The following is a 23,543-nucleotide window of genomic DNA, read 5'->3' on the forward strand; positions in this document are numbered from 1 at the left end:
AGGATGATTTTGAGGCCGTTCCCGCTTGAGCAGGAATGACGTTTCTGAAATCTGTCGGGACAACAGCATTCCCTCCACTGCGCCCGCGCGGGGAAGGGCTAGGGTGGGGGCTTGCGCCGCTGCGGCAACTTTTGCGGGTAGCGGCGGAAAATGCAGTTCTACGAATCGCCACCTCTCCCCAACCCTCCCCCGCGCGGGCGCAGGGGAGGGAGCTTGGTGTGCTGCGGGATTTTTGGTTTCAGACGGCCTCCCGTTTGTCCCGTTCCGCCAATCTTCCGTGCCGCAACGGCAAAAGGCCGTCTGAATCTTTCAGACGGCCTTTTGTTTCGGCAGTGCGGCGGGTCAGCCGGGTTTGCCGTCGAGGCGGGGGCGCAGCAGCCAGGGGGTGTAGCGCCAGGCGTAGATGAGCAGGGATGCGGCAAAGAGGACGGCGGAGAGGCGCAGGCTGTGTTGGTAGCCGGTTTGGTTGACGTAGAGCATGACGGCGGCGAGGACGCGGACAAGCAGGGCGGCGAGCATCAGCAAGAAGGCCGTGGGCATGGGTTTGGGCGCGGGGTAGAGGTTGCGGCCGGTGTGGCCGAGGGCGGTGCGGGTCATCATGCTGACGGTGAGCATGCCGATGCCGCCGACGGCAACGAAGTGCACGCCCGCGCTCATCAGCTGCGGCTGCCATTGGCCGATGCCCATCACAATCAGTCCGAGGGCGGTGGCGGCGTAGCCTGCGTGCAGCGTCCACAACAGGGGCTCTTTGGCCGTGCCTTTCGCCCACCAACGCACGGTCTGCACGAGGCCGAGGATGCCGCAGGCGATGCCGCAGAGGGCGGCGACGGGCAGGGCGGCGCGGGCGGTCATCAGTGCGGCCATCAGCATGGGCAGGGCGAGGGGGGCGACCAGTGCCCATTGCGGCGAGGCGGGCTGCGGGGTGTTGAGGCGGCGCGAGGTGAAGAAGGCGATGATGCGCGAGCCGATCAGGCCGATAAAGCCGGCGACCATGACGAGTCCGGCAAACAGGTTTTGCTGCAGGTTGGCACTGTTGCCCATGTATAGGGCGGTGTGGAAGGCGGCGACGGTGATGCCCATCAGAACGAGGGCGGCAACGGCAATGTAGTTGCGGCTGCTTTTTGCCGCGAAGACGGATTGTCCCATGTAGTAGGCGGCGAGCCAGTAGAAGGCGGTGCCGCAGAGGCCGGAGAGGAGGGCGGTTTGCGGGATGAAGGAGAAGAGGCGTGCCAGCAGCCAGCAGGAGACAAGCAGAATCAGCCTGCCGCCGCCGACGGGCGGCTGTTTTGTCCAGGTGGCGACGGCGGTGAGCAGGAATGCGACGACCACGCCGCCGGCGTAGCCCCAAATCATTTCGTGGGCGTGCCAGAAGAAGCCGGGCAGGGCGGAAGTGCCTTGGTAGCCGAAGCCCCAGAGGAGGACGGAGATGGCGCCGTAGATGGCGGTGAGGGAGTAGAGCGGGCGGAAGGCCATCGCCCAGACGGGGTGTTTGGAGAAGGTCATGGCGGTGTGTTTTCTTGTGGTTTGGTTTTTCGTGTTTGAGGCCGCCTGAAACGGGTTCAAACCGTTTTTTCAGACGGCCTTTTTGTCATTCTGCGGGCGGCAGCAGGGTTTCGATGGCGGGGAAGAGTTCGCGCTCTTCAAAACGGGCATGATCGCGCAGCAGGGTGGCGAATTTTACGTTCCAGGCGGGGTTGGTGTAGTCGGGGGAAACGTGCATTTCGCGCAATTCGGTGTGTTCGGCTTCGAAGCGGCCGCGCAGGTCGTCGCGGCCGAGTTTGTCCCACAGCGGGGCGAACATGGTTTCTTCGTGGACGAAGTGTTTTTCCAAGTCGATGTAGTGTTCGTTGATGTCGGCGGAATGGTCGGTTTCGGGATGGCGCAGGATGCGCGTGCACAGGGCGAGTGTGTGGTGGTGCTCGTGCGACAGGGGGATGAGGGCAGGATGGCGTTTCATTGTTTTTGTCCTACGGCTGCGGGCGGTTTGTGTATAATGTTGCACATATTATGAAACTTTAACATTGCGCTGGCAACATGTACCTGACCCAACAAACCGACTACGCGCTGCGCGTTTTGGCCTACGCCGCAGTGAACAACGAAGACCTGGTCAACATCTCCTCCATCGCCGAAGTCTACGGCATCTCCAAAAGCCATCTGATGAAAGTCGTTACCGCCCTCGTAAAAGGCGGTTTTCTTGAAAGCGTGCGCGGCAAAGGCGGCGGCCTGCGGTTGCGGCGGCGCTCCGAGCTCATCCGCATCGGCGACGTTGTCCGCCATATGGAGCCGATGAAACTGGTCGAATGCATGGGCGCGGGCAACCAGTGTCTGCTCACCTCCTGCTGCCTGCTCACTGCCGTGCTCAACGACGCGGGCAAAGCCTTTCTCGATCATCTCGACAAATTCACCCTCGCCGACCTCATCAACAAGCCCACCTTCGACATGCTCTACACGCCCAAAATCACCCTCGCCGCCGCAAGCGCCTGAGCGCAGCGCCGCCGCCCCAAGGCCGTCTGAAAACGCCCCGCCGCTTTTTTTCAGACGGCCTGATTCTGTTAAACTGCGCCGCATTTCCCACAGCAAGGACAACTCGTGAACGCACCCGCAAAACTCGTTATCGCCAGCCGCGAAAGCGCCCTGGCCATGTGGCAGGCCGAACACATCAAAGGCCGTCTGAAAGCCCTCTATCCCGCCTGCGACATCACCATCCTCGGCATGACCACGCGCGGCGACCAAATCCTTGACCGCACCCTGTCCAAAGTCGGCGGCAAAGGACTTTTCGTCAAAGAACTCGAACAAGCCCTGGCCGACGGCCGCGCCGACTTGGCCGTCCACTCGGTAAAAGACGTGCCCATGGATCTGCCCGACGGCTTCACCCTCGCCGCCATCGGCGAACGTGCCAGCCCCTTCGACGCACTCGTCTCCAACCGCTACGACAGCCTCGCCGAGCTGCCCGACGGCGCCATTGTCGGCACATCCAGCCTGCGCCGCGAGTCCCAGCTACGCGCCAAATATCCCCACCTTCTTATCAAACCCCTGCGCGGCAACGTGCAAACCCGCCTTGCCAAACTCGACAACGGCGACTACGACGCCATCATCCTCGCCGCCGCAGGATTGCAGCGCCTCGGCCTCGACGGCCGCATCCGCGAAATCCTCAGCCTCGCCGACAGTCTGCCCGCCGCAGGACAAGGCGCGCTCGGCATCGAAACCGCCGCGCACCGCACCGACCTCCTCAGCGTCCTCGCCCCCCTCAACCACCCTGCCACCGCCGCCTGCGTCACCGCCGAACGCGCCCTTGCCCGCGCCCTCGGCGGCAGCTGCCAAATCCCGCTGGCCGCCTACTGCACCGAAGACGACGGCACGCTCACCCTGCGCGGCCTTGTCGGCCACCCCGACGGCTCGGTTATCATCCGAGCTGCCGCCCAAGCCCCCGCCGCTTACGCCGACGCCCTCGGCCGCGCCGTCGCCAAACGCCTGGCCGAACAGGACGCCGAAGCCCTGATCGACGTCGTGCTGGCCGAACAGGCGCAAAAACAGGATTAAACGCCCGCCAAACCCAGCGCCGCCGCCCCGCAGAAACAGGTTTCAGAAACAGGTTCCCGTGTTTCAGACGGCCTGATGCCCTCTCCCATCCAACCTCCATCCGCCATGAAAACCCTTCTGATCGTCCGCCCGCCCGAACAGGCAGCCGCCGACCTGCAAACCTGCGCCGCCGCGGGCTGGCGCGGCATCGTTGCCGCCCCCTTTCTGATTGAACCCGATGCCGCCGCCCTCGCCGCGTTGCCCGCGCGTTTTCAGACGGCCGCCGCCGTGTTCTGGGTCAGCCCCTCCGCCGTGGCCGCCGCCGCGCCGCATGTGGATTTTTCAGACGGCCGCATCGTGCAGATTGCCGTCGGCGAGGCCAGCCGCAAAGCCCTGCAAACTTATTGTCCGCACCCCGTGCTCGCCCCCGCCGACGGCAGGGACAGCGAAGCCGTGCTGCGGATGGGCGTGTGGGACACCCTGCCGCGCGGCGCAGAAATCCTGATTGTGCGCGGAAATGGCGGGCGCGAATGGCTCGCCGACGCGCTGCGGCGGCGCGGGTTTTCCGTGAGCGCCGCCGAAGTGTATTTCAGACGGCCTGCCGCGATAGATTGGCCTGCCGTGGCCGCCGCCAAGCCCGATGCGGCATGGGTTGCCTCGGGCGAAGCGGTGTGCGGCCTCTTCGCAGGCGCGCCGCCGCCGTTTAGGCAAATGCTGCAATCCTTGCTATACTTCACCCACCACAAACGCGTCGCCGAAGCCCTTTACTCGGCGGACGCACAGCACATCGCAGTGATCGAATCGCTCGATGCCGACACTTTAAACCGATACACGGAGCAAACCGATGAGCGGACAAGAAACCGATAAAACCCCCGCCGGCAACGGCGCTCAGCCCGAAACCCCGAACACAGCGCTTTCAGGCGGCCTAAACGAGAACAGGCCGTCTGAAAGCGCTTCTGCCGCTGCGGGCACGCAAAACGCCCCCGCCCCCGTCGTTATCCGCCAAAGCGGCGGCCGCGGCTTGGCCGCAGGCGCGCTGGTGCTGGCGCTGCTGGCCGTCGGCGCCAGCGGCTTTTTGTTCGTGCAGGGACAAAACGTGCTGAAAATGCAGGAAATGGCCTTCGCGCAGAAAATCGACCAAGCCGCCGTCGGCGAGAGCGAAAACGCCAAGATTTTGCAGGAAAACAACCGCCGCCAGGCCGAGCTGGCCGCCGCGCTGATGCAGCTTTCAGACGGCCAGAGAGCCGACCGCGAGCGCATCGACAACACCTCCCGCGCCTATCAGGAGCTGCTGCGCAGCCGCGCCGACTGGCTGGTGGACGAAACCGAAGCCACGCTGAACATGGCTTCGCAGCAGCTTCTGCTCTCGGGCAACGTGCCGGTGGCGGTGGCCGTGTTGGAAAACATCGAAAGCCGCCTGAGCCGCTTCGACCAGGCCGACCTGCTGCCGATCAAACAGGCCGTCAGCAGCGATTTGGCGGCGCTGAAAAACCGCCCGTACCTCGACGTTTCGGGCACCGCGCTGCGCCTCGACCGCCTCGAAGCCGCCGTGTCGGGCATGCCGCTGGTGTTGGAAAGCACCTTGCAGCCGGGACGCGCCGAACCCGAACCGCAGGACGACCCGAACGCTTCATGGTGGCGGCGCACATGGGGCAAAACCCTGACCGAGCTGGGCAGGCTGGTGGAAGTGCGCAGGCTCGACAGCAGCGACGCCATGCTGCTCGCGCCCGACCAGGCCTATTTCGTGCGCGAAAACCTGCGCCTGCGCCTACTCGATGCCCGCATCGCCCTGATGCAGCACAACGGCGAAGTGTTCCTGAGCGATTTGAACGCGGCCGAAGCGGCGGTGAAGCAGTATTTCGACAGCCGCTCGCCCGCCACGCAGGCCTGGCTGAAAGAATTGTCCGACCTCAAATCGCTCGATATGCGCCAAGTGTCGAACGAGTCGCTCAAAGCCAGCTTGGCCGCCGTGCGTACCTATCAGGACACCGTGCGCGGCACGGTTGCCGTGCGCTTGGACGATGTCAAAACCGCGCCGCAGGAAGCACCCGCCTCCGCCGTAACGCCGTCTGAAAAAGCCGAAACCGCCGCTTCCGAAGCAGCCGCGCAGCCCGCCTCCGCTCCTGCCGCGCCGTCTGAAAAAGCGCAGGAAGCCAAAACGCAGGAAGCGCCGAAAGCCGACAAGGCGGGAGACAAAGCGGCCGAGAAGTCGTCTGAAAAAACCGCCAAACCGGCCGAGGGCGGCAATAAAGACGCCAAGCCCGCCGCGCCCAAAGCTGCCGAGCCGGCCAAAGCGAAAGGCGGTGCGGCATGAAAGCGCTGCTGTGGTTAATCGTCCTCTTCGCCGCAGGCGTCGCCCTGTCGGTAGCCTCCACCATGTTCGGCGGCAACGTCTATTTCGCCGTCGGCAACACGCTGGCACGCGTTGATTTGAAACTCTTCGTGCCCGCGCTGATTGTGGCCGTGGTGCTGCTTTACATTGTTATCCAGCTTTTGGGCGGCCTGTTTAACGTGCCCGCCCGCCTGCAACGCTTCGGCACCGCGCGCAAAGGCCGCAAAGCGGGCAGCAACCTGAACGCCGCCGGTTTGGCCTATTTCGAGGGCAAATACCAGAAAGCCGAACAGGAAGCCGCCAAAGTCCTCGCCAACAAAGAAGCGGGCGAAAGCCGCTCGCTGGCGCTGATGATTGCCGCCCATGCCGCCGACCGCATGAACGACGCCGCGCTGCGCGACCGCTACCTCCACGAAATCGCCGCGCTGCCCGCTGCCGCCCAGCTTTCGCGCTACCTGATGCTGGCCGAAGACGCGCTCAACCGCCGCGACTACCCCGCCGCCGAAGAAAACCTGGCCGCCGCCGCCAAAATCAGCCCGCGCCTCACCCGCCTGCTGCGTTTGCAGCTGCGTTATGCCTTCGACCACGGCGACGCCGCCGAAGTGCTCGACAAGGTCGGCGATCTGCAAAAGCAAAACGCCGCCAATCCGCACGAAGCGGCGCAGTACCGCGACTGGGCATACCGCCGCCTGCTGGCCGAAGCCTCGGATTCAGACGGCCTCAAACGCGTTTTGAAGCGGATTCCCGACGAAATGAAAAACGGCGCGCTGTGTGCCGCCGTAGCCGAAAAATACGAAAACCTCGGCCTGTATGCCGCCGCCGCCGCATGGGTGGAAAAACACTATCCGCAAAACGGCCGCGCCGACCTGCTGCCGCCTTTCGTGCGCAGCGCTTCATTCCTCGCCGACAAAGACCGTCTCAAAGCGCTCGATGCCGCTGAAGGCTGGCTGAAAACGCGCCAAAAAGACGCCGCCCTCCTGCTCGCCCTCGGCCAACTTGCCGAAAACAGGCAGCTTTGGGGCAAGGCGCAGGGTTATCTGGAAGCCGCCATCGCCGAACACGACAGTCCGCAGGCGCGTTTGGCGCTGGCCAAAGTTTTCGACAAAACGGGCGACGAAGCCGCCGCGCAGGAACAGCGCCTGCGCGCCCTGACGCTGGGCGAACCCGAACTTTCCCTGCCCGCGCCGCAAGGCTGATTGCCAACACACTAAGGCCGCCAAACCGAAAAGGCCGTCTGAAAACCGTCTGCCCCGCAGCCGGCGCCGTTTTCAGACGGCCTTTCCGCATCCCGAGCCTGCCGCCCGAGGCAGCGGTTTTGACAAAGCACCGCGCTTGCCCTTAATATTGCCCGCCTTAACATATTTTAGCTTTACGCAAACGAAGAGGAGCATTTATGCAAGACAACGCATGGGTTTTCAACGGCTATTACACCCTGATTGCCGCCACTATCGTGCTGCTGATCGGCAGACTGATGGTGAAAAAAATCAAATTTCTGCAAGACTTCAACATCCCCGAACCGGTGTCGGGCGGCCTGTTGGCCGCGCTGGTGCTGACCGTGCTCCACTCGGTTTACGGCGTCAGCTTCCAGTTCGACAAATCGCTGCAAACCGCCTTCATGCTGATTTTCTTCACCTCCATCGGCCTGAGCGCCGACTTCTCGCGCCTGAAAGCGGGCGGGGTGCCGCTGGTGGTGTTTACCCTTGTCGTGGGCGCGTTCATCCTTGTGCAGAACGCCGTCGGCGTCGGCCTGGCTTCCGCTTTGGGACAAGACCCGCTGCTCGGCCTGATTGCCGGTTCGATTACGCTTACCGGCGGCCACGGCACGGCGGGCGCGTGGGGGCCGACTTTTGAGCAGAAATTCGGCTTTGTCGGCGCAACCGGCCTGGGCATCGCCGCCGCCACCTTCGGCCTCGTTTTCGGCGGCCTGATCGGCGGCCCCGTTGCCCGCCGCCTGATTAACAAACAGGGCAGGGCGCAGATCGACCGCGATACCGTGCAGGAAGACAACCGTGCCGACGACGTGTTTGAAAACCACGACAAAGTGCGCCTGATTACCGCCGACTCCGCCGTGGAAACGCTGGCGATGTTCGCCGCCTGTCTGGCCTTTGCCGAAATCGTCGACGGCTACGACAAAGAATATTTCTACGACCTGCCGAAATTCGTCTGGTGTCTGTTTGCCGGCGTCGTGCTGCGCAACATCCTGACCATCGGCTTCAAAATGAATATGTTCGACCGCGCCGTAGACGTGTTTGGCAACGCTTCACTGTCGCTGTTCCTCGCCATCGCCCTGTTGGATTTGAAACTGTGGCAGCTGGCAGGCATGGCCGGACCGATGGCTATCATCCTGGCCGTGCAGACCGTAGTGATGATTCTCTACGCCACCTTCGTCACCTACGTCGTGATGGGACGCGATTATGACGCCGCCGTCCTCTCCGCCGGCCACTGCGGCTTCGGTCTCGGGGCAACGCCGACTGCCGTCGCCAATATGCAGTCCATCACCCAAAGCTTCGGCCCCTCGCACAAAGCCTTCCTGATTGTGCCGATGGTGGGCGCCTTCTTCGTCGACCTCATCAACGCCGCCATCCTGACCGGCTTCGTCGAATTCCTGAAGAAATAATCTGTAAAGCGCACGAAAAAGCACCCGCCGCAGCTTAACCTGCACGGGTGCTTTTGCTATGATGCCCCGTCTTTTTCAGACGGCCTCCCGCAGCCAAACGCTTAGGCCGTCTGAAAAACCTCCGTTCCCAAAGAAAGGAATCCGAATGACCGCATCCGTCCGCCCCCTTCTCTCCACCGCCGCGCTCGTCTGCCTCTTGGCCGCCTGCGGCAAAAAAGAAGAGCCCCAACCTGCCGATTTGGCCTGCGCCGACCCGGCAGTGCTGCAAAACATCCAAAACACCTTGCAGCAGAGCGTGCGCGAGCAGGCGCAGACCTTCGCGCGCAACGACGTGCGCCAGTTTGTCGATGCCGACAAAGTCATCGCCGCCGCCGCGCAAATGACCTTCTCCCTCGATAACCCGCAGCAGGACAACAGCAGCACGCGCCCCTTCTGCCAAGCCGCGCTGAACGTCACCCTGCCCGCCGACAGCCTGAAAACCGCGCATACCAACGCCCCGCTGATTTACGGCGACAAGCCGCTCGACAAAGTCATCGCCGAACGCATCCTCGGCAGCGGCCTGAATTACAACGGCAGCGGCACGTTCACACAAACCCTCAAATACACCCCCGCCCGCGCCGAAGACGGAACCCTCTCCGTCACCTACGCCGACAACGGCCTGGCCGCTGCCGCCAATGCCCTCTCGGGCGCACTCCTGCCCTACGGCATCAAAAGCCTACTGCTGGTAGACGGCAAAGCCGTTTCGCTCGAAGACGCGCTGAAAATGGCAAAAAGCGGCGGCAAAATCGAAATCGTCGAAGAACCCGCGTCAGAGCCGCAGGCCGCGTCTGCCGCTGCCGACAACGCCGCCCCCGCGCCCGAAGTACTGACCCCGCCGCTGCGTAACGAAGAAGCCGCCAAGCCCGCCGTGTCCGACGACGAAATCGACCGCGCCAAAGGCGACCACCGCGCGGCCGACAGCGAAATCAACGCCCTCTGGCGCAACCTCGATCCCACCGTCCAACAAGGCTTGCAAGACGAGCAGCGCGAATGGATCAACCGCAAAACCGCCAACTGCCGCCGCGCCGCCGCGCAGGCCGACAGCCCCGAACAGGCCGAATACCTGCGCCTGCAATGCGACACCCGCCAAACCCGCGAACGCATCCGCTACCTGCGCGGATACAGCGACAGCGAATAGGAAGGCAGAGGCCGTCTGAAACCCTTTTCAGACGGCCTCACTCCAAATGTCAACAGCCCCGGCGTTATTGCGGCATCAGGCGGGAAACGCTAAAATCGCGCATTCCAACAAAGCGGTATCATCATGACTAAATTCATCTTCGTAACCGGCGGCGTCGTATCTTCACTTGGTAAAGGTATCGCCGCCGCTTCTATTGCCACCATCCTCGAATCGCGCGGCCTGAACGTGACCATGCTCAAGCTCGATCCGTATATCAACGTCGATCCCGGCACCATGAGCCCGTTCCAACACGGCGAAGTGTTCGTAACCGACGACGGCGCGGAAACCGACCTCGACCTAGGCCACTACGAGCGTTTCATCAACGCCACACTCACCCGCCGCAACAGCTTCTCCACCGGCCAGGTGTACGAAAACGTCATCATGAAAGAGCGGCGCGGCGACTATCTGGGCGGCACGGTTCAAGTGATTCCGCACATTACCGACGAAATCAAACGCCGCATCCACGAAGGCGCGGCAGGCTACGACGTGGCCATTGTCGAAATCGGCGGTACTGTGGGCGACATCGAATCGCTGCCCTTCCTCGAAGCTATCCGCCAGATGCGTAGCCAACTCGGCCGCAGCAACACGCTGTTTGTGCATTTGAGCTACGTTCCCTACATCGCCGCCGCAGGCGAAATCAAAACCAAGCCGACGCAGCACTCTGTCAAAGAATTGCGCGAAATCGGCATCCAGCCCGACGTACTCATCTGCCGCATGGACAGAATCCTGCCCGAAGACGAACGTCGCAAAATCGCCCTGTTCTGCAACGTGGAAGAGCGCGCCGTGGTCGGCAGCTACGACGCCGAAAGCATTTACGAAATCCCCGAAATGCTGCACAACCAAGGCATCGACGCAATTATCACCGAGCAGCTTCAGCTCAACGTACAGCAGGCCGATCTGACCGCGTGGAAAAAAATCGTCCACGCCATCAAAAACCCCAAACACACCGTCAAAATCGCCATGGTCGGCAAATATGTAGACTTGACCGAGTCCTACAAATCGCTGATTGAAGCACTCAGACACGCCGGTATCCACACCGAAACCGACGTGCAGATTACCTTTATTGACAGCGAAAGCATCGAAAAAAACAACGGCGACGTATCCGCGCTCAAAGACATAGACGCGATTCTCGTGCCCGGCGGCTTCGGCTCGCGCGGCGTGGAAGGCAAAATCGCCGCCGTGCGTTATGCGCGTGAAAACAACGTTCCCTATCTGGGCATCTGCCTCGGTATGCAGATTGCGCTCATCGAATACGCCCGCGACGTAGCCGGTTTGGCAGGCGCAAACTCCACTGAGTTCGACCTCAAAGCCGCCGCGCCCGTTGTCGCCCTGATTGACGAATGGCAAACCGCCGACGGCAGCGTCGAAACGCGCGACGAATCCGCCGACTTGGGCGGCACCATGCGCTTGGGTGCACAAGATGTCGAACTCAAACCCGGCAGCCTCGCCGCCCGCATCTACGGCTCGGAACACATCCGCGAACGCCACCGCCACCGCTACGAAGTCAACAACAATTACGTTCCGGCTTTGGAAAAAGCCGGTCTGGTTATCGGCGGCGTATCCGTCGGCCGCGAGCGTTTGGTCGAAACCATCGAATTGCCGCAGGGAGAACACCCGTGGTTCTTCGCCTGCCAGTTCCACCCCGAGTTCACCTCCAACCCGCGCAAAGGCCACCCGCTGTTCAGCGCGTTTGTCAAAGCTGCGCTGGAAAACCGCAAACCGTAAGCTGCTTTGATTGAGATAAGGCAAAAGGCCGTCTGAAAACCCAATTTGGAGGTTTCAGACGGCCTTTTTTGTGTCCGTGCAAACACGCGCAATATGTTTTTCAGACGGCCTTTTAACGCATCAGGCTTTTATTTCCACACCAAGAGCGCGTGATTTCGTTTGCCACGCCGTACGATGGTGTATTTGCCGAAGCGTTTGTGCGCGTCGGTAATCAAATAGGCATCGTCGGGCTTGTCGGCGGGCGGGTTGGGGTTGTTGGCTTCGACGGCCGCGCCGTTGAGCATCACGGCTTTGCTGTTCACAAAACCGCGTGCTTCTTTGTTGGACTGCGCCAAGCCGGTTTTAACCAGCGCTTCGACAACGTTGAGGCCGTCTGAAACTTCAAACGCGGGCAAACCGTCAAGCGCAAGCTGCTCGAAATCGCTTTCTGTGAGGCTGCTTTGGTCTTCGGCAAACAGGCTTTCGGAAATGCGCTGTGCGGCTTTTAGGGCTTCTTCGCCGTGAATCAGGCGGGTCATTTCTTCGGCCAAGATGCGTTGTGCTTCGGGTTTGGTGCCGCTCTCTTTGTCTTTCGCTTCGATGGCATCGATGTCTTCCACGCTCAGGAAAGTAAAGTATTTCAGGAATTTATATACGTCGGCATCGGCCACTTTGAGCCAGAATTGGTAAAACTGGTAGGGCGAGGTTTTTTTCGCGTTCAGCCACACCGCGCCGCCTTCGGTTTTGCCAAACTTGGTACCGTCGGATTTGGTAACCAGCGGCAGGGTCAGGCCGTAAACGGTGGCTTTGTTCAGGCGGCGTGCCAAGTCGATGCCGCCTGTGATGTTGCCCCATTGGTCGGAGCCGCCGATTTGCAGGCGCACGCCGTGGCGTTTGTTCAGCTCGGCAAAATCGTAGCCCTGCAAGAGCGCGTAGGCAAACTCGGTAAACGAAATGCCCGCATCGTCGCGGTCGATGCGCTGCTTCACCGATTCTTTGTTGAGCATGGCGTTAACGGAAAAATGCTTGCCGATGTCGCGCAAAAAATCGAGGCAGTTCATGCCGCCGAACCAGTCGGCGTTGTTGGCCATAATCGCAGCGTTGCCGCCCTCGAAGCTCAAAAACGGCTCAAGCTGTGCGCGGATGCTGGCCACCCAGCCTTTCACCGTTTCGGCGGAATTGAGGCTGCGCTCGGCCGCTTTGAAACTCGGGTCGCCGATCATGCCGGTGGCCCCGCCCACCAAAGCCACGGGCGTATGCCCCGCCTGTTGGAAACGGCGCAAGGCCAACACAGGCAAAAGATGGCCGATGTGCAGGCTGTCGGCGGTGGGGTCGAAACCGCAGTAAAGCGAGATTTTGTTTTCGGTGAGAAACGCGTCGAGCGCGGCGATGTCGGTGGTTTGCGCGATCAGACCGCGCGATTGGAGGTCTTGGATGATGGAGGTCATGGGGTTTCCTTGAATGGGTTTTCAGGTAGCCTTTTGGCTGACGGCAAAAGGCCGTCTGAAAACCAAATTTATCTGATGCCGGCTCAGCCTAAATTTGGTTTTAATTTCAAGCCGAAATAGGGTTCAAGTATCAGATACTCAAATAATTCAAGTTCGTTCTCTGGTACTTCTGTGAATGTGGAATTATGGTTTGGAGTCCACCATTTTTGCTCGCCTTGATAGCTGCCAGATTTTTTTGAAGCCCTAATTAAAGTATAAGGCCGCTCTATCCATCCTTCCGAGTCGCCAAAAAAATTGGCCGGGCCTGTAAACTGGCCTAAAAGATAGATACCTTTGTTGCCATGAGTAAGATAGAAATAATCGCCAATGGGGGCTTTAACAAATTTGTCAGCTTGAGTAACAGCAGAACCACCTTTTGATTTGGTGTTTTTGCTAATCATCACGATATTTTTAGAAATATAGTAAATCAAATCTTCAAAAGAAAAATCTTCTGATCCATGCGACATTTTCCAAAAACTCGGTATAAATTTATTTTCCATAAAATTCAGTCCTTATACATTAAATGAAATACCCAGCTTTCAAACTTTCAGACGGCCTTTTTTCAGGTAGCCTTTGCTTTTCAGACGGCCTGTTGCGCGCCCGAGGGGTGCATCAGTTCTTCCACGTCGGCCAGCGAGAGTTCGGGGGTTGCGCCGTGGTGGGAGGCGGCGAGCGCGCCCCAGGCGCAGGCGCAGGCGAGGGTGTCGGCGGGGCTTGCGCCTTGCAGCAATTTATAGACGAAGCCGGCGAGGAAGTTGTCGCCCGCGCCCACGGTGTCGGCCACTTGCACGCGGTAGCCGTGGTGGGCGTGGGTTTGGCCGTTGCAGTAGTAAATTGCGCCGTGTGCGCCGAGGGTGACGCAGATGTGCGGCGCGCCGACGGCTTGGGCGAGGTAGTGCAGATTTTGTTCGAGGCCGTGGTAGGGCGATCCGAGTTCGGCGGCCAGCTCGTAGAGTTCGTCGTCGTTGAGTTTGACCAGGTCGGAGCGGCGCATCAGTTCGCACACGCGCTCGGGGCGGTAGTGCGGTTTGCGCAGGTTGACATCGAACACTTTGAAGCGGGCGGCATCCAGCAGCGTGTCCAGGGCGGCGCGGGCGGTGTCGTCGCGCGAGGAGAGGCTGCCGAACACCAGTGCGTCGGAGTCGGCGACGTAGGCGAGGGCTTCGGCGGGGACGGCGATTTTGTCCCAGGCGCAGGGATAGACGATGTCGTAGGAGCCGCTGCCGTCGTGGTTGATGGACACTTTGACCAGGCCGGTGGCGTGTTCGGGGTCGGTTTGGATCAGATGGGTGGCGACGTTTTTCGCGGCGATGCGGCGCAGCAGTTCTTCGCCGTCTGCGTCGTCGCCGCGCCTGCTGACGATGGCGCAGTCCGCGCCCAGCGCGCTCAGGCGCACCAAAACATTGAGCGGCGCGCCGCCCAGCACTTTTCCTTCGGGAAAATCGTCCCACAATACTTCGCCGAAACTGCTGATTTTCATGGCGTATATCCTTTTTGGAACTCGTTTTGAGGCCGTCTGAAAAGGTTTTCAGACGGCCTCTGCCTTGCTGTTTACACGTTAAACAAAAAGTGCATCACATCGCCGTCCTGCACCACATATTCCTTGCCTTCCACGCGCATTTTGCCCGCTTCTTTGGCTTTGGCTTCGCCGCCGAGCGCGACGAAATCTTCGTAGGCGATGACTTGGGCGCGGATAAAGCCGCGTTCGAAGTCGGTGTGGATGACGCCGGCGGCTTGCGGGGCGGTGTCGCCTTTGTGGATGGTCCAGGCGCGGACTTCTTTGACGCCGGCGGTGAAGTAGGTTTGCAGGCCCAAGAGGTCGTAACCGGCGCGGATCAGGCGGTTCAGGCCGGGTTCTTCCAAGCCCATTTCGGCGAGGAACTCGGCTTTTTCGTCGTCTTCCAACTCAGCGATTTCGCTCTCCATCGCGGCGCAAACGGCGACGACGGGGGCGTTTTCTTTTTCAGCCAATTCTTTTAGGCGGTCGAGGTGCGGATTGTTTTCAAAACCGTCTTCGGCAACGTTGCCCACATACATGGCAGGCTTGGCAGTCAGCAGAAACAGCGGTTTGAGCATTGCGAGTTCTTCCGCGTCTAAGCCGAAAGAGCGGACGGGTTTGCCTTCGTCCAAATGCGGCAGCAGTTTTTTGCACAGTTCGACCAGTTTTTGCGCGTCTTTGTCGCCTGAGCGGGCGCGTTTTTCTTCGCGGGCGATGGCTTTTTCGACGCTGGCGAGGTCGGCAAGCGCCAATTCGGTGCCGATGGTTTCGATGTCGGCAATCGGATCGACTTTGCCTGCGACGTGGACAATGTTGTCGTCGTCAAAGCAGCGCACGACGTTCACGATGGCGTCGGTTTCGCGGATGTTGGCGAGGAACTGGTTGCCCAAGCCTTCGCCTTTGCTCGCGCCTGCAACCAAGCCGGCAATGTCGACAAATTCGACGATGGCGGGCTGCATTTTTTGCGGATTGACGATTTTCGCCAGCGCGTCCATGCGCGGGTCGGGCACTTCGACGATGCCGACGTTCGGCTCGATGGTGCAGAAAGGATAGTTGGCCGCTTCGATGCCCGATTGGGTCAGCGCGTTAAAGAGGGTGGATTTGCCGACGTTGGGCAGGCCGACGATGCCGCATTTCAAGCTCATGGCTGGGATTCCGTAAAGAAAATTTAACGCGCGATTGTAGCATAAAACGCATTTGAGGCCGTCTGAAAAGGGTTTCAGACGGCCTCAAACAAGGTCAGTACCACGGCGCGCGTTTCACCGTCATGTCGATTTCAAAGCGCCGCGCCTGCGCGTTCCATTTGAGCGGGCGGCTGCATTTTTCGTAGCCGTTGCGCTTTTCTTCTTCGCGCGTTTGGCCGCACAGCGTTCCGGCCACGCCGATATAGGCTTTGGCCTGCCTGCCCGCATAGTCGAGCTTGGAGCCGAACGCGCCGTGGAAAAAGGATTTTTCCGCGCCGCCTTCGGGCAAGCCGATGAAAACGGTGACACCGCCGCCTTTGCGGCTGCCGAAGATGCCGCTGCCGCCGTAGCATTGGAATTCGCCGTCGTCCAGCACGTAGTCGTCGATGCCGTCGCCGTTCAGATCGGCTTTTTCCACGGCGTGGCGGAAGCCGTAGGGACGCCCGCCCGAGAGGCGGCAGACGGAGGCCAGCACGTCGAGTTCGTGCGCCACCGCTTCGGGCAGCGGCGCGGCTTGGGCCAAGAGCGGGGCGGACAGCAGAAAAGCGGCGAAGGCGGTTGTTTTCATGGTTAAAAAAGCGCGGTGGCGGGCTGTGCGGCGATGATATAGGCAAACGGCGGGGGCAGACGTTTACAGCGAAGCGTCGAAGCCGCCGTCTTCCACGGCGGCTGCGAGGGCGGCCGGCTGCGTTATGGCGGGGTCGAAACGCACGGTTGCGCTGCCTGCTTCCAGGCTGACTTCGGCGCTTTCTACGCCGGGCGCGCCTTGCAGGATGCGGGTGACGTTTTTCACGCAGCCGCCACAGTTCATGCCGCCGATGGCGAGGGTTACGGTTTCCATGGTTTGCTCCTTTGCGTTTGCGGGTAAGGGTGGGGGACGCGGCACTATAAACCAAATGCGCGGGGGCGGGTCTGACGGCGGTCAAGTCTGCGCTTTCAGACGGCCTTAAAGTGCTGTTGCAGGATGTTTTCGATTTCGGCGCGGACTTGGTTTTTGTCGCGGTTGCTGTCGATAACGCGGTAGCGTTGCGGGTCGGCGGCGGCACGCTCGAGATAGCTTTGGCGCACGCGCGCGAAGAAGGCGGCTTCTTCCTGCTCGAAGCGGTCTTTTTCGCGTGCCTGCGAAACGCGGGCGAAGGAGGTTTCGAGGGGGACGTCGAGGATGAAGGTGAGGTCGGGGCGCAGGCTGCCCTGTACCCAGTTTTCAAGAACGGCGATGTCGGCTGCGGGGATGCCGCGCCCGCCGCCCTGATAGGCGAAGGTGGCGTCGGTGAAGCGGTCGGAAACGACGTGGATGCCTTGGGCGAGGGCGGGCAGGATAACGTCGTCGAGGTGCTGGCGGCGGGCGGCGAACATCAGCAGGGTTTCGGTGTGCAGGCCGACTTTTGTTGCGGGGTCGAGCAGGATGCGGCGCAGCTCTTCGCCCAGCGGCGTGCCGCCGGGTTCGCGGGTGAAGAGGACGGGCAGGTTTCGTTCGGCAAACCAGTTTTCGATGGTGGCCAGGTGGGTGGATTTGCCGGTGCCGTCGATGCCGTCGAGGGTGATGAAGCTGGGTTTCATGGGGTTTTCCTTTGTGTGTTTGGCGGGAGGCCGTCTGAAAACGGGTTTCGGGGCTTTCAGACGGCCTTTTCTGTCTATTCTTTGGCTTTGCCGTTTGTGCCGCCGCCGTTTCCGTTTCCGCCTGCGGCGGCGGGGGGCTGCACGGGGAAGAGGAGGTTGAGGGGGTTGGCTTTGATTTGCAGCCACAGGGTGTCGATGAGTTTGGACAGGCTTTCGATGCGGGTGCCGCGCGAGCGCAGGGCGACGGTGAGGGCGAGGGAGAAGCTGACGACGAGGTTTACCGCGCCTATCATCAGGACGAAGGCGAGGTTGAGCAGGAAGTAGAGGAAGCCGCTGTGGTCGCTGACGGCGGCGTAGCCGAGGTTGGCGGAGGAAAAGGCAACATGGCGGATGTCGAGCGGCAGGCCGAGCAGGTGGCCGAACCAGCCGGTCATGCCCAGCAGCATACCGAAGATGAAGTTGCCCGCCAGCGAGCCGTAGTGGCGGTGGAGGTAGTCGGCCAGCCATTCGCGCAGGCGCAGGGGCAGCAGGCGTTTGAGCAGGGGCTGGACGGTGAGGCGGCGGCGCAGGTTGAGGTAGTCGGCGCGGTTGTCGTAGAAGCCCGAGATGATGCCGGAGCAGAAGAGCCACACGCCTGCGATGGCGGCATACCAGAGGGTGGGCTGGGTGAAGGGTTGCAGGGATTTGAACTGGTAGGCGGCGCCGTGGGCGTCGAGCATGGGTGCGCCGGTGCGGGCGGAAACGGCGGCGGCGACGAGGGAAGCGACGATAACGGCGACGACGACGTTGCCGAACACGGCCACGGCCTGCGAGCGGGCGACGTCGATGAGGAGTTTGGCCAGTTTGCCTTCGACGGCGCGGGCGCCTGCTTTGTGTTCGACGTGTTCGGCGATGCGGGCGGCGGTCATGGCGGGCTGTTTGGTGGCGACGGTGCAGCCGACGATGTGGATGAACATGAAGCCGATGCCGTAGTTCAGTCCGGCGAGAAAGGCGGTGGTGAAGTCGCCGAGGCCGAGGCCGGTAATGCGGATTTTGTTGCCGGCCATCAGGGCGATGATGACGCCGCCGCCTGCGGCGGAGGCGAGCATGGCGAAGTATTCGCGTTTGTTGCGGGTGATGTAGTGTTCGCCGTGGCCGCTGGTGTTTTCGCTGATGCTTTTGGCGAGCATATTGATGCTGCGGCGGCGCAGGAGGGTGGTGCTGTGCTGTTCGACGGCGGCGGTGGTGAGCGATTCGAGCAGGCGCACGCAGTGGCGGCGGCATTCTTTTTCGTCGGGCGCGGTTTGGATGTCGAGCAGGACGGTGAGGCGGTCTAGCGTTTGCGACAGGCGCTCGAGCAGGTGGGCGACTTTGACCGACGAACCCGCGCCCGCGCCCGTGCCTTTGCGGCGCAGGCGTTCGACTTGGGCGCGGCATTGTTCCATCATCACGGCGATGTGGGCGGTGTCGTAGTGTTCGGTTTGGCCGCTGCGGTAGTGGGCGACGAGGCGGCTGATTTCCTGATGCAGGGCGACGAAGGCGGAATCGACTTCCATCAGTTTGGGTTCGAGGCGGGTGAATTCGGGCTCGAGTTCTTCGGCGGCCACCCAGATGGAGAGCATTTCGAGGGCGTGCAGCCGCGCTTGTTCGAGGTGGCGGGAGGCCGTCTGAACGGCGGCGGCTTCGCTGTGGCGGCCGAGGATGTCGTAGAGCGACAGCCATTGGTGCAGGCTGACGGTTTGCAGCCATTTTTCGTCGTTTTGCGAGTGGAAAAGGTAGAGGAAGACGTCGCGCAGGTTGTTCAAATCTTTGAAAGAAGGCATGAAGCGCTCGTAGATGCGGATGCCCATTTCGCGGGCGAAGCCGCTGCGCGAGAAGATGCCCAGGCCGACGAGGGCGGGGTAGATGTGGATACTGGCGAGCCAGCGGTGGAACTGCGTGCCGAAGGTTTCGGCCAGTTCGGGGTTCTGCCGCAGGGCATCCAGCAGTATGTCGAAACGCTGTGAGGCGCGTTTGACGCCGCCGTCGCGCAGGAATTGGACGATGGCGTTGAGGATGTAGGACATGTCTTTTTCGGACAGGGCGGCGGCCAGAAGGGCGGGAAGGTTGTCGGCTGTGATTTTTTTCATGTTGTCCGCAGGGCAGGGTAGGTAGTGTGGGAGTGGAAAATAGCGGAAAAGGGCGGGATGTGTAAAGGCCGTCTGAAAAGCATGGGGCTTTTTCAGACGGCCTTTGCCGTTTTTTATGCCGCACGCCGTTTCGCAGACAGGCGCGGCAGGCGGGTTGCGGCGAATTTTTTCAGACGGCCTCATGCGCCGCGGCGTCGGAAGAGTTCCACCATGCGGCGCGCGCCTTCGAGGCAGTCTTCGAGCGGGGCGACGAGGGCGATGCGCACATAGCCGCGGCCGGGGTTGCCGTCGGCCGTGTCGCGGGCGAAGAAGCGGCCGGGCAGCACCTGCACGGCGGCTTCGCGCCACAGTTTTTGCGTGAAGGCCAAATCGTCGCCGTCGGGCACTTTGAGCCAGATGTAAAACGAGGCTTCGGGCACGGCAAGGTCAAACGCCTGCCGCAATACGGGCACGACGCGCTCGAATTTTTCGCGGTAGAGGCGGCGGTTTTCGGCGACGTGCGCTTCGTCGTCCCAGGCGGCGATGCTGGCGCGCTGGACGGGCAGGCTCATGGCGCTGCCGTGGTAGGTGCGGTAGAGCAGGAAGGGGCGCAGCAGATCGGCGTCGCCCGCCACGAAACCCGAGCGCAGGCCGGGGGCGTTGGAGCGTTTGGAGAGGCTGGTGAACATGACGATGCCTTTGCGGCTTCGTCCAAGTTGCGCGGCGGCCTGCAAGGCGCCTGTCGGTTTTTGGTCGGAATAGATTTCGGAATAGCATTCGTCGGCGGCGATCACGAAGCCGTATTTGTCCTGCAAGGCAAACAGTTTCTGCCAGTCGGCAAGGCTCATCACGCTGCCGCTGGGGTTGTCGGGCGAGCAGGCGAAGAGGATTTTGACGTGCGGCCAGATGTCGGCGGGAACGGAATCCCAGTCGGGCAGAAAGCGCGGCGGGGTGCTGTTGGCAAAATAGATTTCGCCGCCGCCGAGGAAGGTGGCGCCTTCGTAAATCTGGTAAAACGGGTTGGGGCAGACGACAATCTGCCGATCGTGTGCGGCGGGGTCGAGCACGGTTTGGACGAAGGAAAAGAGGGCTTCGCGGCTGCCGAGCACGGGCAGGATTTCGCTTTCGGGGTCGAGACGCAGGCCGTCGTAGCGGCGTTCCAGCCAGCGGGCGCAGGCTTGGCGCAGCTCGGGCAGGCCTGCGGTGAGCGGGTATTGGGAAAATTCTGCGGCAGAGGCGGCGAGTGCGTCGGTAATCAGGGCGGGCGTGGGGTGCTTGGGTTCGCCGATTTGCAGCATGACGGGTTTGAGGTGCGCGGGCGGGGTGATACCCTGCATGGCTTCGCGCAGGCGGGCGAAGGGGTAGGCTTGGAGTTTGTCTAAGAGGGAATTCATGGCGGAAAAAACGGAAAAAAGAAGCGGCGATTCTAGCAGAACGGGCGGCGGAATAAAGAAAGGCCGTCTGAAAAAACGTTTTCAGACGGCCTGTTTGTGCGGCGGCATCAGGCGACGGCGAAACCTGCGTCGGCGATGGCTTTTTTCACGGCTTCGACGTCCATGCCCTCGGCGTGGGTAACGACGACGACGCCGGTTTCAAAGTTAGCGTTCACCATGCGCACGTTTGCCACTTCCTCGGCTTTGGCGATCAGTTTGCGGGAATCTTCTTTGCTGGCCATTCCGGTCACATTCAGTTTCATTTGCGGCATATTTCTTTACCTCTCGTTAAAGTATCCAATAAATAAGAATGAGTAATCCATTGTCTCTCCCCGCTTTGTTTTGTCGCACATCCGGCTTTGGCCGAACGCATAGTTGCGGGGAAAACGGGGCGATTGTCTACCTAATCGCCCGGCTTGTCTATCATTTATTCTGATGTCGTTTATGGTTGCGGCATTTTGACAAGTCGTTGAAAGGCCGTCTGAACGGGCGCGGCGCGGCGCGGCGGCGGGTTTTTCGGTAGAATGCCGCGCCTTGTCCACGAGAGCCTTTTTGCGAGCGATATGTTTGCCAAACTCGACACCTTCTGGCGCCGCCGCGCCGTGTATTGGCCGCTGCTGCTTCTGCTGGCCGCCGCCACGCCGCTGTGCTTCGCGCCGTATTACCGCTTCTGGCTGATGCCGCTGCTGTTTGCCGCCTTTATCCGCCTGCTCGAACTGCGCCCGCAGGTACGCGTGCGCAGCGCTTATTTGTTCGGCTTTGCCGCCTATTGCTGCCAGTTTTACTGGATACACACCGCGCTGCACGACATCTCCGGCCTGCCCAATCTCTACGCCCTGCCGCTCACCGTGCTGCTGCCCGCCTATCTCGCCCTGTTTCCCGCCGCCGCCGTGTGGCTGTGGGGCAAAACCCGTTTGAACCGCAGCCTGTCAGTAGGGCTGGCGCTGCCCGTGTTTTGGACGCTGGCCGAATTCGCCCGCGAACGGCTGATAACCGGCTTCGGCTGGGGCGCGCTCGGTTATTCGCAAATCGCCGACGCCTCGCCGCTGGCCGGATTCGCGCCTTTGGGCGGCATCCATCTGGTGACGTTTGCTACCGCGCTGGCCGGCGCATGGCTGGTGTTGCTTGTCGACGGAGAAGGCCGTCTGAAAATCCGTGCGGCCTTTGCCTGCGGCGTGCTTGCCCTGCTGGCGGCGGGACATTTCGCCAAAGAGGCGGATTTCACGCAGCCGACCGGCCAAAGCAGCACCGTCGCCCTCGCGCAGGGCAACATCCCGCAAACGCTGAAATTCCGTGAAGACCAGGTACTGCCGACCCTGCGGCGCTACTACGGCCAAATCGCCCAAACGCAGGCCGACATCGTTATCCTGCCCGAAACCGCCATCCCCGCCATGTTGCAGGATTTGCCTGACAGCGTGTTGGCCGAATTTGCCGAAGCCGCGCGGCAGAACGGCAGTGCGCTGGCCGCAGGCGTTATCCGTCTCACTTCAGACGGCCTCAACTACCAAAACGCCGTCGTCGACCTCACCGGCTTTCAAAACAACGCGCAAACGCTGCCGTATTACGCCAAAAACCACCTCGTCCCCTTCGGCGAATACAAACCCCTGCCCGCGCTGACCGAACCGCTTTACGCCATGATGGACATGCCCCTGTCCGACTTTCGCGCGGGCGGCGGCAGCCAGGAGCCTTTGGCGATGAAAAACCAGCGCATCGCCTTCAACATCTGCTACGAAGACGGCTTCGGCGACGAACTGATTTCCGCCGCCGCCCGTTCCACGCTGCTGGCCAACGCCAGCAACCTGGCCTGGTATGGCAACTCCAACGCCATGTACCAGCACTTGCAGCAGTCGCAGGCACGCGCCCTCGAACTCGGCCGCCAGATGGTGCGCGCCACCAACACGGGCGCCACCGCCGTTATCGACAGGAAAGGCCGCGTCACGGCGCTGGCTGCCGCCGATACCGACACGGTGCTGACGGCAAGGGTGGAAGGTTACACGGGCGAAACGCCTTATATGAAACTGGGCGGCTCGCTGCCTCCGATCGGCCTGCTGTCTGCCGTTGCGATTGCCTTGTTGGCGGTGGGGCGTAGGAAAAAGGCTGTCTGAAAACGAAATCCGACGAAGTCAAAATGCGCTTGCTGCGGGGTTGGAACTGCCCGTATTTTGACTGCGTTCGCGACGACGCAAAACAAAACGCCGGAACGTTTTCCGTTCCGGCGTTTCTTTTTGGTTTGGCGCATTGGTTTGGCGCATGGCAAGGTGGTTTCCCGTTGTCCGCAAGCCTTCGCCAAATCTTGGAGGCCGTCTGAAAGCGGGATCTCAACGAAATTAAAAATAGCGCGTGCCGCCATTTCCGCAGAGGCGGAAATCTTTTTGGCTGCACGGAAATAATTGCATAAGCAGAAATCCGGTTCGCCTCCGCCAAAATTTCCGCTTTCAGACGGCCTCTTTGATTTGCGCGGCAGGCGGACAAAAAAATGCACACATTTTTTCAAATGTGTGCCAAGTCTACAAAGGAGAAATAGAGGAGAAACTGTCAAACGGCTGCTGTCAGCCGCCCAACGCCGCGCATTATCGGCAAGCGCTGCGGCAGCGTCAAGTTTTCGCGCCTCTGTTTTGCATAAAATGGAACATTCTTGATAAAAACACACAAAAACGAAAAATAAGGAAGGTTTTGGAACGTTATTTTCTGTTGTTGTTTTCGTTTTTGTATTGGAAAGACGGATGCGGAAGCTGCGGACAAAAAAATGCACACATTCGCGGGAATGTGTGCCAAGTCTACAAAGGAGAAATAGAGGAGAAACTATCAAACTGTCATTAGCAACGGCTTGACGGCGCGCATTATCGCGGCCGCGTTGCGCCCGGTCAAGCGTCTGCCGTTGTTTCCGGCAGCGCTTTGCTGCATTC

General features: G+C 61.0%; 22 protein-coding genes. 9 read left to right on the plus strand and 13 right to left on the minus strand.

Going from position 1 to position 23,543, the window contains the following annotated elements:
- Window positions 1-342: 342 nt before the first annotated feature.
- Together ACG2K1_RS02550 and ACG2K1_RS02555 are read right to left on the minus strand one after the other, a co-directional pair.
- Window positions 343-1,503, minus strand: a complete 1,161-nt coding sequence (locus tag ACG2K1_RS02550; protein WP_009427390.1) for an NnrS family protein — start codon at window positions 1,501-1,503, stop codon at window positions 343-345.
- A gap of 85 nt (window positions 1,504-1,588) precedes the next feature.
- Window positions 1,589-1,957, minus strand: coding sequence for a hemerythrin domain-containing protein (locus ACG2K1_RS02555; RefSeq protein WP_395428176.1), 369 nt, complete (start codon window positions 1,955-1,957; stop codon window positions 1,589-1,591).
- A gap of 77 nt (window positions 1,958-2,034) precedes the next feature.
- Between ACG2K1_RS02555 and ACG2K1_RS02560 the strand changes: the two genes are divergently transcribed.
- The 8 genes from ACG2K1_RS02560 to ACG2K1_RS02595 all read left to right on the plus strand — a co-directional run bounded on the left by ACG2K1_RS02560 (window position 2,035) and on the right by ACG2K1_RS02595 (window position 11,409).
- Window positions 2,035-2,484: an RrF2 family transcriptional regulator gene (locus ACG2K1_RS02560; protein ID WP_395428174.1), complete on the plus strand. Its 450-nt coding sequence runs from the start codon at window positions 2,035-2,037 to the stop codon at window positions 2,482-2,484.
- Window positions 2,485-2,589: 105 nt separating this feature from the next.
- Complete coding sequence (gene hemC / locus ACG2K1_RS02565; RefSeq protein WP_395428173.1) at window positions 2,590-3,540, plus strand: hydroxymethylbilane synthase; 951 nt, start codon at window positions 2,590-2,592, stop codon at window positions 3,538-3,540.
- A gap of 75 nt (window positions 3,541-3,615) precedes the next feature.
- A complete protein-coding gene (locus ACG2K1_RS02570; RefSeq protein WP_395428172.1) occupies window positions 3,616-4,386 on the plus strand; it encodes a uroporphyrinogen-III synthase in 771 nt (256 codons plus the stop codon).
- On the plus strand, window positions 4,364-5,833 hold the full coding sequence (locus tag ACG2K1_RS02575; RefSeq protein ID WP_395428170.1) for a uroporphyrinogen-III C-methyltransferase: 1,470 nt from the start codon (window positions 4,364-4,366) through the stop codon (window positions 5,831-5,833). Before ACG2K1_RS02570 ends, ACG2K1_RS02575 begins: the two co-directional genes overlap by 23 nt.
- Window positions 5,830-7,047: a heme biosynthesis HemY N-terminal domain-containing protein gene (locus ACG2K1_RS02580; protein WP_009427384.1), complete on the plus strand. Its 1,218-nt coding sequence runs from the start codon at window positions 5,830-5,832 to the stop codon at window positions 7,045-7,047. Before ACG2K1_RS02575 ends, ACG2K1_RS02580 begins: the two co-directional genes overlap by 4 nt.
- Window positions 7,048-7,244: 197 nt before the next feature.
- Window positions 7,245-8,468, plus strand: a complete 1,224-nt coding sequence (gene gltS, locus ACG2K1_RS02585; protein ID WP_009427382.1) for a sodium/glutamate symporter — start codon at window positions 7,245-7,247, stop codon at window positions 8,466-8,468.
- 145 nt (window positions 8,469-8,613) lie between these two features.
- A complete protein-coding gene (locus ACG2K1_RS02590) occupies window positions 8,614-9,645 on the plus strand; it encodes a lysozyme inhibitor LprI family protein (RefSeq protein ID WP_395428168.1) in 1,032 nt (343 codons plus the stop codon).
- A gap of 123 nt (window positions 9,646-9,768) precedes the next feature.
- Window positions 9,769-11,409, plus strand: coding sequence for a CTP synthase (locus tag ACG2K1_RS02595; RefSeq protein ID WP_009427380.1), 1,641 nt, complete (start codon window positions 9,769-9,771; stop codon window positions 11,407-11,409).
- Window positions 11,410-11,537: 128 nt separating this feature from the next.
- Here ACG2K1_RS02595 and tyrS read toward each other — a convergent pair whose 3' ends face one another.
- From tyrS to ACG2K1_RS02645, 10 genes are all read right to left on the minus strand, one after another.
- A complete protein-coding gene (gene tyrS / locus ACG2K1_RS02600) occupies window positions 11,538-12,836 on the minus strand; it encodes a tyrosine--tRNA ligase (RefSeq protein WP_395428166.1) in 1,299 nt (432 codons plus the stop codon).
- A gap of 83 nt (window positions 12,837-12,919) precedes the next feature.
- Complete coding sequence (locus ACG2K1_RS02605) at window positions 12,920-13,375, minus strand: hypothetical protein (RefSeq protein WP_009427378.1); 456 nt, start codon at window positions 13,373-13,375, stop codon at window positions 12,920-12,922.
- A gap of 80 nt (window positions 13,376-13,455) precedes the next feature.
- On the minus strand, window positions 13,456-14,355 hold the full coding sequence (locus ACG2K1_RS02610) for a carbohydrate kinase (RefSeq protein ID WP_395428164.1): 900 nt from the start codon (window positions 14,353-14,355) through the stop codon (window positions 13,456-13,458).
- Between the two features lie 71 nt (window positions 14,356-14,426).
- Window positions 14,427-15,518, minus strand: coding sequence for a redox-regulated ATPase YchF (ychF, locus tag ACG2K1_RS02615; RefSeq protein WP_009427376.1), 1,092 nt, complete (start codon window positions 15,516-15,518; stop codon window positions 14,427-14,429).
- 94 nt (window positions 15,519-15,612) lie between these two features.
- Window positions 15,613-16,125, minus strand: coding sequence for a hypothetical protein (locus ACG2K1_RS02620; protein WP_395428161.1), 513 nt, complete (start codon window positions 16,123-16,125; stop codon window positions 15,613-15,615).
- 63 nt (window positions 16,126-16,188) lie between these two features.
- Window positions 16,189-16,398 (minus strand): heavy-metal-associated domain-containing protein, encoded by a 210-nt coding sequence (locus ACG2K1_RS02625; protein WP_395428159.1) that lies wholly within the window; start codon window positions 16,396-16,398, stop codon window positions 16,189-16,191.
- 95 nt (window positions 16,399-16,493) lie between these two features.
- Window positions 16,494-17,117 carry a dTMP kinase gene (tmk, locus tag ACG2K1_RS02630; protein ID WP_395428157.1) on the minus strand — a complete coding sequence of 208 codons (624 nt, stop codon included), beginning with the start codon at window positions 17,115-17,117 and terminating at the stop codon, window positions 16,494-16,496.
- Window positions 17,118-17,191: 74 nt separating this feature from the next.
- Window positions 17,192-19,225, minus strand: a complete 2,034-nt coding sequence (locus tag ACG2K1_RS02635; protein ID WP_395428156.1) for a site-specific recombinase — start codon at window positions 19,223-19,225, stop codon at window positions 17,192-17,194.
- Between the two features lie 179 nt (window positions 19,226-19,404).
- A complete protein-coding gene (dapC, locus tag ACG2K1_RS02640; protein WP_395428154.1) occupies window positions 19,405-20,598 on the minus strand; it encodes a succinyldiaminopimelate transaminase in 1,194 nt (397 codons plus the stop codon).
- A gap of 107 nt (window positions 20,599-20,705) precedes the next feature.
- Window positions 20,706-20,900: a hypothetical protein gene (locus ACG2K1_RS02645; protein ID WP_395428152.1), complete on the minus strand. Its 195-nt coding sequence runs from the start codon at window positions 20,898-20,900 to the stop codon at window positions 20,706-20,708.
- Window positions 20,901-21,200: 300 nt separating this feature from the next.
- Here ACG2K1_RS02645 and lnt point away from each other — a divergent pair, with 300 nt between their 5' ends.
- Entirely contained in the window at window positions 21,201-22,742 is a 1,542-nt protein-coding gene (gene lnt / locus ACG2K1_RS02650) for an apolipoprotein N-acyltransferase (RefSeq protein WP_395428378.1), read from the plus strand.
- Here the strand turns inward: lnt and ACG2K1_RS02655 are convergent.
- Window positions 22,646-23,389: a hypothetical protein gene (locus ACG2K1_RS02655; RefSeq protein WP_157058158.1), complete on the minus strand. Its 744-nt coding sequence runs from the start codon at window positions 23,387-23,389 to the stop codon at window positions 22,646-22,648. The two genes, lnt and ACG2K1_RS02655, sit on opposite strands and share 97 nt — an antisense overlap.
- Window positions 23,390-23,543: the final 154 nt, after the last annotated feature.

Origin of the sequence: Neisseria sp. 23W00296, assembly GCF_044772855.1 — a bacterium.
Taxonomy (GTDB): domain Bacteria; phylum Pseudomonadota; class Gammaproteobacteria; order Burkholderiales; family Neisseriaceae; genus Neisseria.